Annotated in this window: 14 protein-coding genes and 1 pseudogene; 11 read left to right on the top strand and 4 right to left on the bottom strand. The window is 71.3% G+C overall.

All coding sequences use genetic code 11. The features are described from left to right. Positions 1-42: 42 nt before the first annotated feature. From AC3ANN_RS13320 to AC3ANN_RS13290, 7 genes and pseudogenes are all read left to right on the top strand, one after another. Complete coding sequence (locus AC3ANN_RS13320) at positions 43-414, top strand: holo-ACP synthase (protein ID WP_488337873.1); 372 nt, start codon at positions 43-45, stop codon at positions 412-414. Continuing rightward, positions 411-1,535, top strand: a complete 1,125-nt coding sequence (alr, locus tag AC3ANN_RS13315) for an alanine racemase (protein ID WP_488337872.1) — start codon at positions 411-413, stop codon at positions 1,533-1,535. The genes AC3ANN_RS13320 and alr overlap by 4 nt, the downstream gene beginning before the upstream one ends. A 50-nt stretch (positions 1,536-1,585) precedes the next feature. Beyond that, a complete protein-coding gene (gene tsaE, locus AC3ANN_RS13310; RefSeq protein WP_488340842.1) occupies positions 1,586-2,032 on the top strand; it encodes a tRNA (adenosine(37)-N6)-threonylcarbamoyltransferase complex ATPase subunit type 1 TsaE in 447 nt (148 codons plus the stop codon). 237 nt (positions 2,033-2,269) lie between these two features. Continuing rightward, entirely contained in the window at positions 2,270-2,929 is a 660-nt protein-coding gene (gene tsaB / locus AC3ANN_RS13305) for a tRNA (adenosine(37)-N6)-threonylcarbamoyltransferase complex dimerization subunit type 1 TsaB (protein WP_488337871.1), read from the top strand. Beyond that, positions 2,926-3,342, top strand: a pseudogene (gene rimI / locus AC3ANN_RS13300) (ribosomal protein S18-alanine N-acetyltransferase); the annotation flags it as partial. The gene tsaB and the pseudogene rimI, both read left to right, overlap by 4 nt. A 159-nt stretch (positions 3,343-3,501) precedes the next feature. Further along, positions 3,502-4,569 carry a tRNA (adenosine(37)-N6)-threonylcarbamoyltransferase complex transferase subunit TsaD gene (tsaD, locus tag AC3ANN_RS13295; protein WP_488340841.1) on the top strand — a complete coding sequence of 356 codons (1,068 nt, stop codon included), beginning with the start codon at positions 3,502-3,504 and terminating at the stop codon, positions 4,567-4,569. Further along, entirely contained in the window at positions 4,566-5,129 is a 564-nt protein-coding gene (locus AC3ANN_RS13290; protein ID WP_488337870.1) for a hypothetical protein, read from the top strand. Before tsaD ends, AC3ANN_RS13290 begins: the two co-directional genes overlap by 4 nt. A gap of 5 nt (positions 5,130-5,134) precedes the next feature. Here AC3ANN_RS13290 and AC3ANN_RS13285 read toward each other — a convergent pair whose 3' ends face one another. Beyond that, entirely contained in the window at positions 5,135-6,322 is a 1,188-nt protein-coding gene (locus AC3ANN_RS13285) for a THUMP-like domain-containing protein (protein ID WP_488337869.1), read from the bottom strand. Positions 6,323-6,487: 165 nt separating this feature from the next. On the opposite strand from AC3ANN_RS13285, the gene AC3ANN_RS13280 reads away from it, so the two are divergent. The 4 genes from AC3ANN_RS13280 to AC3ANN_RS13265 all read left to right on the top strand — a co-directional run bounded on the left by AC3ANN_RS13280 (position 6,488) and on the right by AC3ANN_RS13265 (position 11,343). Beyond that, positions 6,488-7,447 (top strand): hypothetical protein, encoded by a 960-nt coding sequence (locus tag AC3ANN_RS13280; RefSeq protein ID WP_488337868.1) that lies wholly within the window; start codon positions 6,488-6,490, stop codon positions 7,445-7,447. Positions 7,448-7,572: 125 nt separating this feature from the next. Beyond that, entirely contained in the window at positions 7,573-7,875 is a 303-nt protein-coding gene (locus AC3ANN_RS13275) for a hypothetical protein (RefSeq protein ID WP_488337867.1), read from the top strand. Positions 7,876-7,919: 44 nt separating this feature from the next. Then, positions 7,920-9,818, top strand: a complete 1,899-nt coding sequence (locus AC3ANN_RS13270) for a dynamin family protein (protein WP_488337866.1) — start codon at positions 7,920-7,922, stop codon at positions 9,816-9,818. 13 nt (positions 9,819-9,831) lie between these two features. Then, positions 9,832-11,343, top strand: a complete 1,512-nt coding sequence (locus AC3ANN_RS13265) for a dynamin family protein (protein WP_488337865.1) — start codon at positions 9,832-9,834, stop codon at positions 11,341-11,343. On the opposite strand, the gene AC3ANN_RS13260 is transcribed toward AC3ANN_RS13265, so the two are convergent. Genes AC3ANN_RS13260 through AC3ANN_RS13250 form a run of 3 tightly spaced genes read right to left on the bottom strand, consistent with a single transcriptional unit; the run spans position 11,284 to position 15,358 of the window. After that, a complete protein-coding gene (locus AC3ANN_RS13260) occupies positions 11,284-11,922 on the bottom strand; it encodes a hypothetical protein (protein WP_488337864.1) in 639 nt (212 codons plus the stop codon). The genes AC3ANN_RS13265 and AC3ANN_RS13260 overlap by 60 nt on opposite strands. A 6-nt stretch (positions 11,923-11,928) precedes the next feature. Further along, complete coding sequence (locus tag AC3ANN_RS13255; protein WP_488337863.1) at positions 11,929-12,741, bottom strand: IniB N-terminal domain-containing protein; 813 nt, start codon at positions 12,739-12,741, stop codon at positions 11,929-11,931. Between the two features lie 43 nt (positions 12,742-12,784). Then, a complete protein-coding gene (locus tag AC3ANN_RS13250; protein WP_488337862.1) occupies positions 12,785-15,358 on the bottom strand; it encodes a LuxR C-terminal-related transcriptional regulator in 2,574 nt (857 codons plus the stop codon). Positions 15,359-15,361: the final 3 nt, after the last annotated feature.

Raw genomic sequence — 15,361 nt, 5'->3', positions numbered from 1 at the left:
TATCGTGACGGATGCCGCGTCGGCGGCATCCAGGAGGACCACATGATCGTCGGGATCGGCGTCGACCTCGTCGACATCGCTCGCTTCGAGCGCACGATCGAGCGCACCCCGCGGCTGCTCGAGCGACTGTTCTCCGACGCTGAGCGCCAGCTCAAGCCGCACTCGCTCGCGGCGCGCTACGCCGCCAAGGAGGCGCTCATCAAGGCGCTCGGCGGCTCGGAGGGCGTGCACTGGACGGAGATCGAGATCGCGTCCGCGGCATCCGGTGCCCCGCATTTCCTGCTGACCGGCTCGACGTCGGCCGCCGTCGCCGAGCGCGGGATCACTGTCGTGCACCTGTCGCTGTCGCACGACGCAGGGCTGGCCGCCGCATACGTCATCGCCGAGGCGAACGGCGAAGGAGGCCGCGCATGAGCCGCCTGCCGGGCGGCGTGCTGCGGGAGGCGCTCGTCGACGTCGGCGCGATCGAAGACAACGTGCGGCATCTGCGGCGCCTCACCGAGTCCGAGGTGATCGCGGTGGTCAAGGCCGACGGGTACGGCCACGGCGCCGTCCGCTCCGCGGCGGCGGCTCTCGCGGGCGGTGCGACGCGCATCGGCGTCTCGGACATCGCCGAGGCCCTCGTCCTGCGACGCGCCGGCATCGACGCGCCGATCGTCGCGTGGCTGCACGCACCCGATGCCGTCTTCAGCGAGGCCGCGGCCCACGGGATCGAGCTCGGCATCTCGAACCTCGATCAGCTGCAGAAGGCGGCGGCCGCGGCATCCGGCGACCGCCCCGTCGCGGTGCACCTGAAGCTCGAGACGGGGCTGTCGCGCAACGGCATCCCGCCCGAGGACTACCGCGTGGTGTTCGCCGAGGCGGCCCGGCTCGAGCGAATCGGACGCCTGCGTGTCGTCGCGCTCTTCAGCCATCTCTCCAACGCGTCGGCCGACGAGGATCGCGCGGCGCTCCGCGCGTTCGAGGAGGGGGTCGGCCTCGCCGCGTCGCTCGGCCTGGCGCCTCCCCTGCGGCACGTCGCCGCGACGCACGCGGCCATCGACCTGCCCGAGTCGCGGCTCGGCTGCGTGCGCATCGGGATCGGGATCTACGGGCTCTCTCCGTTCGCCGACCGCTCGTCGGCCGATCTGGGCCTCCGCCCCGCCATGACGCTGCGCGGCGCGGTCGCCGCGGTGCGCCGCGTCCCCGCGGGCAAGGGCGTGTCGTACGGCTACGACTACCGCACCGACCGCGACACCACGCTCGCGCTGGTGCCGCTGGGATACGCCGACGGCGTGCCCCGGCAGGCGTCCGGCGTCGGGCCGGTGACGATCGCCGGCCGGCGCTTCACGGTGGCGGGCCGCATCGCGATGGACCAGTTCGTCGTCGACGTCGGAGACGCGGCGGTCTCGGTCGGCGACGAGGTCGTGCTGTTCGGCGACCCCACGCTCGGCGCACCGGCCGCGACGGAGTGGGCGGATGCCGCGGGCACCATCAACTACGAGATCGTCACGCGCGTCGGCCCCCGCGTTCCCCGCAGGCAGGTGTCGCAGTGAGCGGGCTCGACCCGATCCTCGGGCAGCGCGAGATCGTGTCGCCCGCCGACATGGAGGCGCTGGGGGAGGAGATCGGGCGGATGCTGCGGCCGGGCGACCTCGTGGTGCTCACCGGACCGCTCGGCGCGGGCAAGACCACCCTCACCCGCGGCATCGGGCAGGGTCTCGGCGTGCGCGGACCCGTCCAGAGCCCGACGTTCGTCCTCGCCCGCACCCACCCGTCGCTCGTCGGCGGCGCGCCGCTCGTGCACGTGGATGCGTACCGCCTGGGGTCGCCGGCCGAGCTCGACGACCTCGACATCGACTTCGAGGGCTCCGTCGTGATCGTCGAGTGGGGGCGCGGGATGGTCGACGGCATCCGCGACACGTGGTGGGAGCTCGAGATCGAGCGGGAGTGGCACGGGCACGGGCAGGACGACGCGTGCGAAGGCGTCGCGCATGAGGCCGAGCTCGACGCCGCGGCTCCGCGGCTCGTGACCGTCTCGCGGCGCCCGTAGCCGCGGCATCCGTCGCCGCGTGCTTCCGTCGCCCGCGTGATTCGGTCGCCCGCGTGATTCGGTCGCCCGCGTGATTCGGTCGCCCGCGGCACCGGCCGGGCCACGGCTCCGCCTCGATCGCGCGGCAGCGTGGTCACGGCCGCGGGATCCCTGCCCGCGCCCGATGTGACACCGCGTTCAGACGGTGGTCGAGGCACGCGGGGAGGGTGAAGCCCGGCCGCGGTTACGCTGGAAGGCGTGATCCTGGGCATCGACACGTCGCTCGGCTCCGCGGTGGCGGTGGTCGAGCCGGACGGCGTCGTCCGGTCGCAGGTCGAGAGCCCCGATCCCCGCGGGCACGCCGAGGTGGTGGGCACGCTCATCGAGCGGGCGCTGGACGAGGCATCCGTCGCCCCTGCCGGCGTCACGCACGTGGCCGCCGGAATGGGTCCCGGCCCCTTCACCGGGCTGCGCGTCGGCATCGCGGCCGCGCGGGCGTTCGCGCTCGGGCGCGGTGTGCCCCTCGTGCCCGTCGTGAGCCACGACGCCGTCGCCCTCGAGCTGCTGATCCATGACGCCCTCACCGGAGGCTACGAGGACGCCGACGACAAGGCTTTCGCGGTGGTCACCGACGCGCGCCGCCGCGAGTTCGCATACACGTTGTACCGGGGACTCGACGATGACGGGCTGCCGATCCGCATCGCCGAGCCCGCACTCGCGCCCCGCGACGACCTCGACCGGCTCCTCGCCGATGCAGGCGTGGTGCGGCGGGATGCCGAGCGCATCCCCGCCACGATGCTCGCGCTCGTCGCGGCCAGGGCTCTCGCCGCCCGACGCACGATCGGTCCCGTCGAGGCGCTGTACCTGCGATCGCCCGACGTCACGCTGCCGTCCGCGCCGAAGCGGGTCGTCGCATGACCCTGCGCACGGCGACGCCCGATGACCTCGCGGCGATCATGCGACTCGAGCGCGCCTCGTTCCCGACCGACGCCTGGTCGGACGCCATGATGCGCGAGGAGCTCTCGTCTCCGCACGGCTGGTACGTCGTCGACGAGGAGGCGGGGCGGATCGTCGGGTACGCCGGGCTCCGCGCCGTGAAGAACGCGACGGATGCCGACGTCCAGACGATCGCGCTCGCCGAGGCGGCGCGGGGCCGCGGCCGGGGGCGGGCGCTGCTGCGGGCGCTGCTGGAGGAAGCGGCGCGCCGCCGGATCGCCCAGGTGTTCCTGGAGGTCCGCGCCGACAACCCCGTCGCGCGGGCGCTGTACCTCTCGGAGGGTTTCCTCGAGATCGGGCGCAAGCCGCGGTACTACCAGCCCGACGACGTCGACGCCGTGGTCATGAGGCTCGATCTCCGCGGGTGGGCTGCGGCGCACCCGTCTTCCGCCGGCGCGGCGCGCACAACTCCTGAAGAACTGCTCCACCCCGCACGGGGAGCCGTCGGTTTCTGCCGGGGAGGATCTCGGGAGTTCCGCACGGGGGTGGTGCACATGAACCGCGCCGAGCCCCTCGTGCTGGGCATCGAGACGAGCTGCGACGAGACCGGCATCGGCGTCGTGCGCGGGCGCACGCTGCTGTCGAACACGATCGCCAGCTCGATGGACGAGCACGCCAGATACGGCGGCGTGGTGCCCGAGGTCGCGGCGCGCGCGCACCTCGAGGCGCTCGAGCCGGCGATCCGCGCCGCGCTCGCCGAGTCGGACGTCGAGCTCGCCGACATCGACGCCGTCGCGGTGACGAGCGGGCCCGGACTCGCGGGCGCCCTCATGGTGGGCGTCGGAGCGGCGAAGGCGCTCGCGGTGTCGCTCGAGAAGCCGCTGTACGCCGTCAACCACCTCGTGGGCCACATCGCCGCCGACATCCTCGACGGGGATGCACCGCCGCTCGAGTACCCCACGGTCGCGCTGCTCGTGAGCGGCGGTCACACCTCGCTGCTGCTCGTGCGCGATCTCACGACCGACGTCGAGCTGCTCGGCGAGACGATGGACGACGCTGCCGGCGAGGCCTTCGACAAGGTCGCGCGTCTGCTCGGGCTGCCCTATCCCGGGGGTCCCGAGATCGACAGGGCCGCGGCATCCGGCGATCCGCACGCGATCCCGTTCCCGCGCGGGCTGTCGCGCGCGAGCGACATGCCCAAGCACCGCTACGACTTCTCGTTCTCCGGCCTGAAGACCGCCGTCGCCCGCTGGACCGAGCAGCGGCAGGCGGCGGGGGAGCCGGTGCCCGTGGCCGATGTCGCGGCGAGCTTCCGCGAGGCGGTCGTCGACGTGCTCGTGACCAAGGCGCTCGCGGCGTGCCGCGACCACGGCGTCCCGCGCCTGCTGCTCGGCGGCGGGGTGATCGCGAACCGGCGCCTGCGCGACGTCGCGCTCGAGCGCGCGGCGGCCGAGGGAGTGAGCGTGCGCATCCCGCCGCTCTCGCTGTGCACCGACAACGGCGCGATGATCGCGGCGCTGGCCTCGGAGCTCATCATGTCGGGGCGTCCGCCGTCGACGCTCGAGTTCGGCGCGGATTCGACGCTTCCCGTGACCGAGATCCAGGTGGCGGAGTCGGCATGACGGACGACGAGCGGATGCCGCGCCCCGGCGCCGGCCCCGAGGACCCGAGGCCGAGAGACCACGCGGTTGCCCCCGGCGACGCAGCGCCGAGCGCACCCGAGCCCACCTCGCCGGTGGCGCCGACGCCCGTCGTGGAGGGACCCTCGCCCGAGATCGCGCTCGCGCAGGATGCGTCGCCGCTGCCCGGCGCGCACCGCGGCGGATTCCGCCGACTGCCGACGGCGCCGGTCCCGGTGACGGTCCAGTCGGCGCCGGCCGAACCGGGCACCGAGGATCCGTCGTCGCCGGAGCCGTGGACCGGGGCGGAGGCATCCGGTCTCCATCGGGGCCTCGCGGGCTGGGCGCTGGCGTTCGCGATCGTCGGGCTCGCGGTGTCGCTGTTCGTCGGCTGGGGCTTCCCGATCGGGATCGTCGCGGTCGTCTCGGCGATCCTGGCCCTGCGTCGCCCGCTCGAGAGCCGCTCCATGGCAGTGTGGGCGATCGCGATCGGCACGGTGTCGATCCTGTACAGCGCGGGCTGGCTGCTGTACGCGGGCTGGCGGGCCGGACTCGTCGGCTGAAGAGTTCAGATCCGGTCGGCGAGGATCGCGGTGCGGCGTGAGCCGATGCGGGTGAGGAACAGGGTTGCGGACTCCGAGCCACGCAGCTTCAGACGGGTCCGCAGCGCGGCGGGGTCGACATCCACTCCCCGCTTCTTGATCTCGAGGCGTCCGATGCCGCGCTCGCGCAGCGCCTTGCCGAGCGCCTTGACGTCGGCGGGCAGCACTTCCCGCACGCGGAACGACGCGACGAAGGCGGACGTGAGCGCGGCGTCCGAGGTCAGGTAGGCGATGTGCTCGTCGAGCATGCCCGCCTCGAGCGAGCGCGCGACGTCGCCGATCAGCCGCGCGCGGATCACCGCACCGTCGGGCTCGTGCAGGTAGGCTCCGAGCTCGCGCACCGGCTCGTCCGCGGCATCCGTCGCCGACGTGAGTTCGTGGGCGGCGCCATCGCGGATCACGAGGGCGGCGCGATGGACGCCTTCGCGCGCGAGCGCGCCCGACCACAGCACGAGTTCGACCGTTGAGCCGTCGGCGCTCACCCACTGCGCCTCGACGTCGTCGGGGATGAGGTCGCGGTCGAGCGCCGGGCCGAGCTTCACGCCGACCGGCATGCGTGCTGCGAGCTCGAACACCCAGTCGAGCGGCGGTGACCAGTCCTCGGGCCGCGTGCGGGTCGTCTCGCCGTGGCCGGCCGTGCGGCGTGCCGGGTCGAGCCACACGGCGTCGACATGCGACAGATCGGATGCCTCGGCCGTCGCGTGGCGCACCTCGACGTCGCCCCCGAACGGGGCGAGGTTGTACGCGGCGATCGCGGCCGTCACGTCGTCGGCGTCCACGGCGAGGACGCGCAGACCCAGGCCGGCGAGTCCGAGCGCGTCGCCGCCGATGCCGCAGCCGAGGTCGGCCACCCGCTCGAATCCGGCGTCGCGGAACCGCGCGGCGTGGCGGGCGGCGATCGGCAGACGCGTGGCCTGCTCGAGACCGGCGCGCGTGAACAGCATCCGCTCGGCGAGATCCCCGAACTTGGCGCGCGCCCGAGTGCGCAGCCGAGCCTGACCGACGACGGCCGACACGAGGTCGGGGGAGTGGCCGTCCTTGCGTAGGCGAGACACGGCGCGCGCCACGTCGTCGGCCGATTCGATCGGCGGGGTGGCATCGAGAAGGCGCAGCCCCTCGGGCGTGAGCAGCGCTGTCAATTCGGCCATCTCCACCGGCCCAGCCTATGGCCGTCGCTCCGCACCCCCGCCGCGGACCCCCTATCGGTCCCCTGTCGTGGCCGTAGGGAGTGCGGGGGCAGCTCCCGATGCCGACGTGCGCGGGCCTCAGCAGACTTCCAATACGAGCCGACTGGCACCCGTTCAAGAAAGAAGATCATCATGGCCGACGACAACACCAACCTGCTGGGTCTTCAGACCAACGTCGATCTGGCGGACTCGCTCAACGACAACTCGACCGAGACCGAGGACTCGTTCAACGACAACTCCGACAACTCGACCGAGACGGAGGACTCGTTCAACGACAACTCCGACAACTCGACCGAGACCGAGGACTCGTTCAACGACAACTCCGACAACTCGACCGAGACGGAGGACTCCCACAACGACAATTCGACCAACACCGACGTGGAGGTCGACATCGAGGACTCCTTCAACGACGACCACTCGAACAACTGGGACACCGACGTCGACATCACCGACTCGTTCAACGAGCAGACGCTGAACGATCACTCCATCACGACCGGCGTGCGGCAGTACCAGACGGGCTTCCGTGACCTCGGCGGCACGGGAGGCGCCGGTGGCGCCGCCGCGGCGGGTGGGCTCACGATCGACAACCGCTCGACGATGTTCGACCAGTCGGTGAACCAGAACATCTGGGCGAACGGCTCGGGGGGCGTGTCGCAGGTCTTCGGGCAGCAGGGCGGCGTGGCCTCGGGCGACGGCGCGATCGCGGCCGGCGACGACGTCGACATCGACAACTCGACGAACTGGGACGTCGACATCGAGGACTCGTTCCAAGACAACTCGGTCTCGATCAGGGACTCGTTCCAGGACAACTCCACCGAGACCGACACCGAGATCGATGTCGAGCTGGAGGACGCGTTCAACACAGACAGCTCGACGAACTGGGACATCGACACCGAGATCGACGACGCGTTCAACGAGGACAACTCCACGAACACCGATGTGGAGGTCGAGGATTCGTTCCAGGACAACTCCACGGATGTCGACCTCGACGACTCGTTCAACGAGTACGAGACCGACATCGACGTCGAACTCGAGAACGACGGCATCGTGAACAGCCCCGGTGCCGAGCAGAACGAGGTCGATCTCTTCTGACTGGGGGATGCGTGTGCGCCCGATCGCCTCGAGCGGCCGGGCGCACACACACCGGTGCCGGCACGAAACCCCGGCTGCGATACTGAAGGGCGACAGGCCACGGATCCTCGGGTGAGGAGAGGGCGATGAGCGACAGCGACGACCGCGACGGCGTCACGGACGCGCCGCCGGCGAGCGGGGCCGACGGCAGCGCGTTCGCCCCAGGCGGCGTCGACGACCTGGTGTCCCCGTCGGACGGGGACGACACCTTCGGCGGCACTGTCGCCGAAGGCGACGGCGACCTCTTCGCGAACGCCTTCACCGACGAGATCCAGAACGTGGCCGCATCCGATTGGGATGTCGACGCCGATGCCCTCTGGGGTGGCGTCGCGTCGGATCCTTACGATCTGGGCACCGCACCCGGTCCGACGCTGGACTTCCCGGTCTGACCCACCTGACCCGCATCGTCGAGTGATCAAGGGAGCTGCAGCCGTTGACGGATCGCAACGATACGACCGGCACGACCGATGCCGCGGCCGTCGGCATTCCGCCCGCATCGGACGGCGCTCTCCTCGAGCTCGTGGGGCAGGTCGGCGACGCCGCGGTCCAGGCCGGCCGCCGCGATCTGGTGAGGCGACTCGGGCAGACGCGGGAGCGGCTGCGCGACCCGCATGTGCGGGTCATCGTCGTGGGCGAGTTCAAGCAGGGCAAGAGCAAGCTCGTCAATGCCCTCGTCAACGCCCCTGCGTGTCCGGTCGACGACGACGTCGCCACAACCGTGCCCACGACGGTGGGCTACGCTGCGGAGCCGTCGGCGACGATTCTGGTGCAGCCCGAGACCGGGACCGATGTCGTGCCGGTGCGCGAGCAGATCGGCCTGGACGAGCTGGCCGAGTACGTCTCGGCGAAAGGGAACCCCGACAACGTCCGGCGGATCGTCTCGGCCGAGGTGCTGCTCCCGCGTGAGATCCTGCGCGGCGGGCTGCGACTGGTCGACTCGCCCGGAGTCGGTGGTCTCGATTCGCGCAGCGCGCTCCTCACCCTCTCGGCGCTGTCGACCGCGCACGCCGTGATCCTCGTGTCGGACGCGTCGCAGGAGTACACCGCGCCCGAGATGCAGTTCCTGCGTCATGCGATGCGCGTCTCGCCGAATGTGGCCGCCGTCCTGGCCAAGACCGACCTCTACCCCGACTGGCGCGAGATCGAGGACATCGACCGCCGTCATCTGGCGAAGATCGGCGACATCCCGATCTTCGCCGTCTCGAGCGATCTGCGGCTTCTGGCGGCTGAGAACCGCGATGCCGAGCTCAACGAGGAATCGGGCTTCCCCGCTCTCGTCGCGCACCTGCGACGGCACATCCTCGAGCGTGCGGAACAGATCCATGAGCGCAGCGCCATGCACGATCTCGGGTCGGTCGTCGACCAGCTCACCATGGCGTTCCGATCCGAGCTCAGCGCTCTCGTCGATCCCAACAACACGCCGCGGCTCATCCAGCGGCTCGAGGACGCGAAGGCGCGCGCCGATGAGTTCCGCGGGAGATCATCGCGCTGGCAGGTGACGCTCACGGACGGCGTGGCAGACCTGATCTCCGACATGGAGCACGATCTGCGCGACAGGCTGCGCAAGGTGCAGCGCGAGGCCGAGGCATCCATCGACGACGGCGATCCCGGTCCCATCTGGGATCAGATCACCGAGTGGATGAACCAGCGGATCTCGGACGCCGTCGCCGAGACGTTCGTGTGGACGGATGAACGCGCGCGCTGGCTGTCGGAACAGGTCGCCGAGCTCTTCCTGGAGGGGGAGCAGTCGATCCCTGCGATCGACGTTGCCGACGCGACGGGCGTGCTCGACCCGGTCGACGCGATAGGCCGCCTCGACGAGGGACGGATGAGTGCAGCGGAGAAGATCTTCATCGGCGTGCGCGGTTCTTACGGCGGCGTGCTCATGGTCGGGCTCGCGACCGGTCTGATCGGGCTCCCTCTCATCAATCCGCTGTCGCTGCTGGCCGGCGTGATCGTCGGACGCCGCGCCTACCGCGAAGACATGAACGCCCGACTGCTGCGCCGCCAGCAGGAGGCGAAGAACATCGTGCGTCGCCATATCGACGAGGTCATCTTCCAGTCGGGCAAACAGCTCAAGGATCGGCTGCGGCTCGTGCAGCGCACGGCACGCGACCACTTCGGTGCATTGGCCGACGAGCTGCACCGCTCGTTCGCCGAGGCGGTCACCGCAGCCAAGCAGGCCGCCGGTGTCGAAAGCGGCAAGCGCGAGGAGCGGGTCAGGCTGCTGCGCAGTCGCCTGCGCCAGCTGGAGGAGCTGCGCTCCCAGATCACCGCGCCGCGTGCGCCGGAGCGGGCGACCGGACCGGAGCAAGCGGCGATCGCAGGATGAACGGAGCGCAGCCATGAGGGAGCCGGCACTCGCCGACGCACGTGCGGTCGCGCGGCGGGCGCTCGCGCTCTACGAGGACGACGAGGCGACATCCGCCCTCATCCGGGCCTACGACCGACGGCTCGAGGGACCGCTGCGCATCGCGCTGGCAGGTATGGTCAAAGCCGGCAAGTCCACGCTGTTGAACGCTCTGCTGGGCGAGTCGATCGCCGCGACCGATGCGGGGGAGTGCACCCGTGTCGTCACGTGGTATCGCCGGTCGGACACCCCCACGATCACGCTTCATCCGCACGAGGGCCCGCCACGCAGTCTGCGCTTCCGCCGGGAAGACGGCTGCGTGGTGTTCGACCTCGGGGCCGCGTCGGCGGCGGACGTGGCATGGATCGACGTCGGCTGGCCTTCCGAGAGTCTGCGCTCGCTCGTCCTGATCGACACCCCGGGCATCGCATCGCTCTCGCAGGAGGTGTCTGATCGGGCCACCGGCTTCCTCACCCAGAAGAGCAGCGCGTCCGCGGCTGATGCCGTGATCTATCTGATGAGGCACCTGCGATCGTCGGATCGCCAGTTCCTGGAGTCGTTCCGCGATGTGGCGGCCGTCGGAACTCTCACCGTGAACGCCGTCGCCGTCCTCTCCCGCGCGGACGAGATCGGCTCGGCGCGCATCGACTCGCTGCTCTCGGCCGCGAAGGTCGCACGTCGATACTCCGAGGACGGCGACCTGCATGCGCTGGTGCTGGACGTCATCCCGGTCGCGGGGCTGCTCGCCGAGACGGCGCGGACGCTCCGCGAAGACGAGTTCCGCGCGCTCCGCCAGATCGCGGAACTCGACCGCGCCGTGCGCGAGCGGATGCTGGTCTCGGCGGATCGGTTCGCCCGCCCTTCGGCGGAGGGGCCGCTCAGTCAGAGCACGCGGCGGGCGCTGCTCACCCGCTTCGGACTGTTCGGCGTGCGTCTTGCCGCGGCGCTGATCCGCGGCGGCATCGTCACCTCCACCGAGCTGGCCGAGGGTCTGCTTCAGCAGAGCGGTCTCACGGCCCTGCAGGCTCTTGTGCGCGATCACTTCCGTGCCCGCGCCGACACGCTCAAGGTCTACGGAGTGCTTCCCGGGCTCGACCAGGTGCTGCGCGAGCGGCCGCGGCCTGGGAGCGAGGCGCTGCTGGCCGAGATCGAGCGCATCTCAGCGACGACGCACTCGTTGCGAGAGCTCGCCGCGCTGTCGCGAACCCGCGCCGGCGGATACTCCCTGCCCGAGGAGCAGCTGGCCGATGCCGAGCGGATCGTCGGAGGCGCGGGCGCGTCGGCGGCGGCGCGACTGGGCGTGGAGGAGAACACGGACGGCGCCGTGATGCAGCAGCGGGTGGACGAACTGCTCGCTCGCTGGCGTGGAATCGCCGAGTCGCCGCTCACCGAGCGTGGTGCGGTGAGCCTGTGCAACACTGTGATCCGCAGTCTGGAGCAGATCGCCTCAGAGCGACCGCGCCGCGTCGTCCCGCTGATGTCGAACGACATCGTGCTGCCGGGCTGACCAGGCGATTGCTTTCGGCATCACGCTCGAGATGAGGCCCAGCAGTACCAGAGCGCATTGGGCGGCGAGCACCGTGCGCAGCGGTTGCGCGGGCTCGCCGGTGAGCACGAGCTCGAGCGAGAGGCCGAGCGTCACCACCTGGAGGGCCCAGGTGAGCAGCTGCCACCAGCGGATCTTCGGCCGTCGCGCCATGAACGACACCAGGAGCGTGATCTGCACGAGCAGCACTGCCACCAGGAGACCGAAGACCGACCAGTAGATGATGTCGGCGGCCGCGGTGTAGGTCTCGTCCGCGCGTCCAGGATCGACGGCGCGCACCGCGTCGGAGATGAGCGGAACCTGGTTCTTGCGGATCACGAAGAAGTAGACGACGGCGAAGCCGCCGATCGCGAAGCTGAGGATCCAGAAGAACTGAGCCGTCCGGATCGAGAACGGGGGCGTCAGCCTGGTCAGCACCGGGGCGGTGTTGGGATTCTGCAAGGGCGGGCGCTGCGGAGGCCCCTTCGAGGTCTCCCGCGCACCGGAGGGACGCTGCGGGACCACCGCGGGCGGGCGCGCCTGCTCGGACGGATCGGTCACCGTCTCCTACTGTTCCTCTGCGAGCTCTTCCGGGTACGCGACCTCTTCCACGACGTGGGTCTCGGGCTCGCTCCACACCGATTCGTCGACGTCCGCGACCGGCTCTGTGTAGGCGGGCGCGGCCGCAGACTCGGAGGCCGGGGCTTCGGCGTCCGTGATCGCCGCCTCGACCACCGGGACGGCGTCGGCCGCTGGCTGCGACGCGCCGGGCTCTCCGGTGTCGAGCTGACCTGTCGGCGCCGGCGTCTCCTCCTCCGCAGCCGAGACCTCATCGGCCTGCCCGGGCTCGCCGGTTCCGTCGCCGTCGTCGGTGTCATCGCCGAGCCCGGGCAGGTCGGGAAGATCGGGGACGCCGTCGTCAGGCGTCTCGTCGGGCGGGGTGTCATCGGGCGCGCCGACGCCGGTGGTGTCGTCGCCGGAGGCGACCGAGCCGTCGCCGGATGCGACGCCGGCGCTCTGGTCGAACTCCTGTGTCACGTCCCCGCCCTCGGTCCAGATGTTCTGGTTGACCGACTGGTCGACGATCGTCGCCCTGCTGTCGACCCACGTCCAGTTGCTGGTGATGCGCGTGATCTCGTTGACGACGTCGTTGTCGGACGGTGGCGGCGGGGTGTGATGCGCTTTGGGCACGACATCCGGACGGTCGTAGATGACCGGAGCGACAGCGCGGACATCATCGGCGCACAGACCTTCCATCCTGTTGCGCGCCAGTGTGCCCTCGGGATCCTCTTTCAGTGCAGCCATGGCGGCCGGATCGCGCAGCAGACTCAGTATGAACTCGATGATCGAGTTGGCGATTGTCGCCAGAGGGGTGCTCATTCCCGATACCTCCGCGATGAGACTCGACGTCTGTGGATTCAGATTAGGAAGTGGCACCCCATCGAGCATCGGGGGTTGCCCCGATGCTCGATGGGGGGCGGTGCGGGGTCTTGTGCGGGCCCCTTCGATCGGCGTCTGTGGCGAGCTGCGTGGCAGTCCCCTCGATCGCGACGCGCAGCTTCGACAGGAGGTCGGAGCGCGATGTGGCGTCCAGACGCCGACGTATGTGTGCGATGTGGTGCTCGGCGGTGCGGGGCGAGATGAAGATCGCCGCACCGATCTCGGCATAGGTCTTGCCCTGGAGGACGAGCTCGGCGACTTCGCGCTCGCGGTCGCTGAGCACGCACTCGGAGGACGGGTCGGATGCCGGAGCCCCGGCGGATCCGAGATCGGCCGCACGCGGGGTCTCGCGCGGGTGCAGCTCCCGCGCGCAGGCGAGGAGACGGGCGATCACCTTGCGGTCGACCGAGCGCCCCGCGCCGTGGCCGGCCAGCCGCGCTCCGTCCCACGCGAGCCCCACCGAGCCGAGCGCTCGCGCGGCCGTCTCGACGGCGTCGGGGTCCACGGTGCCCGCGAGCACCAAGGTCCACACGCGTCCTGCCTGCGCCATGCGGGCGGCGAGCCGATTGTGCGCAGCCGCCGCGACGAGAGCGCGCGCATGCGGCGCCAGCGCCTCGGGCCGGCTGAGCAGGATGCCGCGCTGGATGCCTGCCCAGTGCAATGGCGCCGCCCACGCGGGTGGATCGCCCAGCTGCGCCACGATCCGCAGGCCGTGGTCGAAGGCCGCCTGCATCGAGACGGCATCGCCGAGGCGGGCCGAGGCGATGACGGCTTCTCCGAGCGACAGGAGCGAGTAGAGATCGGGCTCGACGCGCAGCACGCGCGTTCGTGCGGATTCCCATACCGATGCGAGCTCGGCGGCGTCGTCGTAGCGGCGTGCCAGGCCCACGGCGATGGTGGCGGCGAACGCGTCGTCGCGCGGCGACAGTGGGCGACCGGACGTCGCACGCTCGAGGGCGGCGCGGGCATCCGCAGGGCGCTCGCGCTGCAGCGCGAACCATGCCGCCCACAGGTGGAGGCGCGGTTGGCGGTGACCGCCTCCTTGCCTGCCCCGCAGCGCCTCGTGGATGATGGCGTCCGCCGTCTTGAGGTCGCCGAGGCCGATCGTGGCGGCCGCCGCGACCACGGCTGGCAGTTCGACCGAGGCGCTCGCATCGCGGGAGGCGGTGTAGAGCTCGGACGCACGCTGGAGGTCGGGAAGCGCCGACGCGTCGGCGTCGGGCGACAGCGTGGCGATGAGCCCCCGATCGAGGAGGCGAAGAGCGACGCGCAACGTCGAGGGCGGGTCGGCTCCACGGTCGCGCGCCCCCGCCTCGCCGGCGCCCGGCCGGCGCCCCGCGCCGATCGCGGCGAGGCCCGCCCAGGTGCGGTCGGCGCCTTCGAGGCCTTCCGTGGCCTGGTAGGTGTCGTGCGCGAGGCTCATCATGCCGCGGTCGGCCCAGATCGCCGCCGCGAGATCCGCCCGCATCCCGCCCAGAGGGGCGGCCTGGATCCACCCGTCGAGGATCGCGCCGGCCTCGTCGAGGCGGCCGAGCTGCCACGCCACGTGGGCCCGGTCCTCCGCGAGCGATTCCGGCGTGGCGCCGCAGGCCTCTGCCCTCGCCAGCAGCTCGTCGGCGAGGGTCGGGTCCTCCCTCGTCAAGGATCGCGCTCTTGTGGCCAGCGCCTCCGCCGCCCTCGCATCCGTGAGGCCGTCGAGGCTTCGCAGCAGCGTCGCGTCGCGCAGCTCGGCGCGCGAACTCGCCTCGATGACATGGATCTTCTGAGCGACCGGCGCAACGGCGCGCACCGTCTCGACGACGAGCTCCGGGGGTCGGCCGGCCGCCGTGAGAAGCCCTTCGGCGTATCCCTCCGCCACGAGCGACTCCCTGTCGGCGTCGGGCGCCGTCGTGAGGCCGAGGGCCAGATCGTCGATCAGCCGGCGGACCGGCGGGGCGACTGACATGAGCCTGTGCAGGATGCGAGGCCTGAGGGTCTCGCGGAGCACCTCGTGGTGCGGGTCGCCGTGACAGTCGCGTTCGTCGTGCACGCGGAGGATCTCGTGGACGAGCCATGCGATACCTCCGGTCATTGCGAGCACGGCGTCACCGCAACCTGCGATGGCCGGTCCCGCATCCTCGCGCAGACGGTGCCTCGACACCTCGCCGAGCAGGATCGCGGGCCGGCTGCGCTCGAGACGACGGCTGACAGCGGCGAAGCCGGGGACGACGGGCCAGCTGCGCGCGGTCACGATGAGCCCTGCGTCGGGCTCGTCGGCGCGCTCGGCCAGGACTCGCAGCCAGGTGTCGTCGAGAAGGTGCGCGTCGTCGACGAGGAGGACGGAGCCTGCCGGCGTGACGTCGATGTCTCCGCTCTGTCGCAGCAGTACGGCGGGTGTGCCCTCACCGGCGAACAGAGCGACGAGATGGCGCAGAAGCGTGCTCTTCCCCGACCCGGCGCTGCCTATGACGACCGCTCGTGCGGGTTCGCCCGGAAAGCGCAGAGCATCGATCGAGGGAAAGCCGGGCAGGGTCCCGACGCCGCCACGTGTGGACTCGGCACCGGCCAAGCTCGGCATCGC

Source organism: Microbacterium sp. STRO-2N, assembly GCF_057747775.1.
The sequence above is the reverse complement of the archived record's forward strand: the minus strand, read 5'-3'. Positions and strand labels throughout refer to the sequence as shown.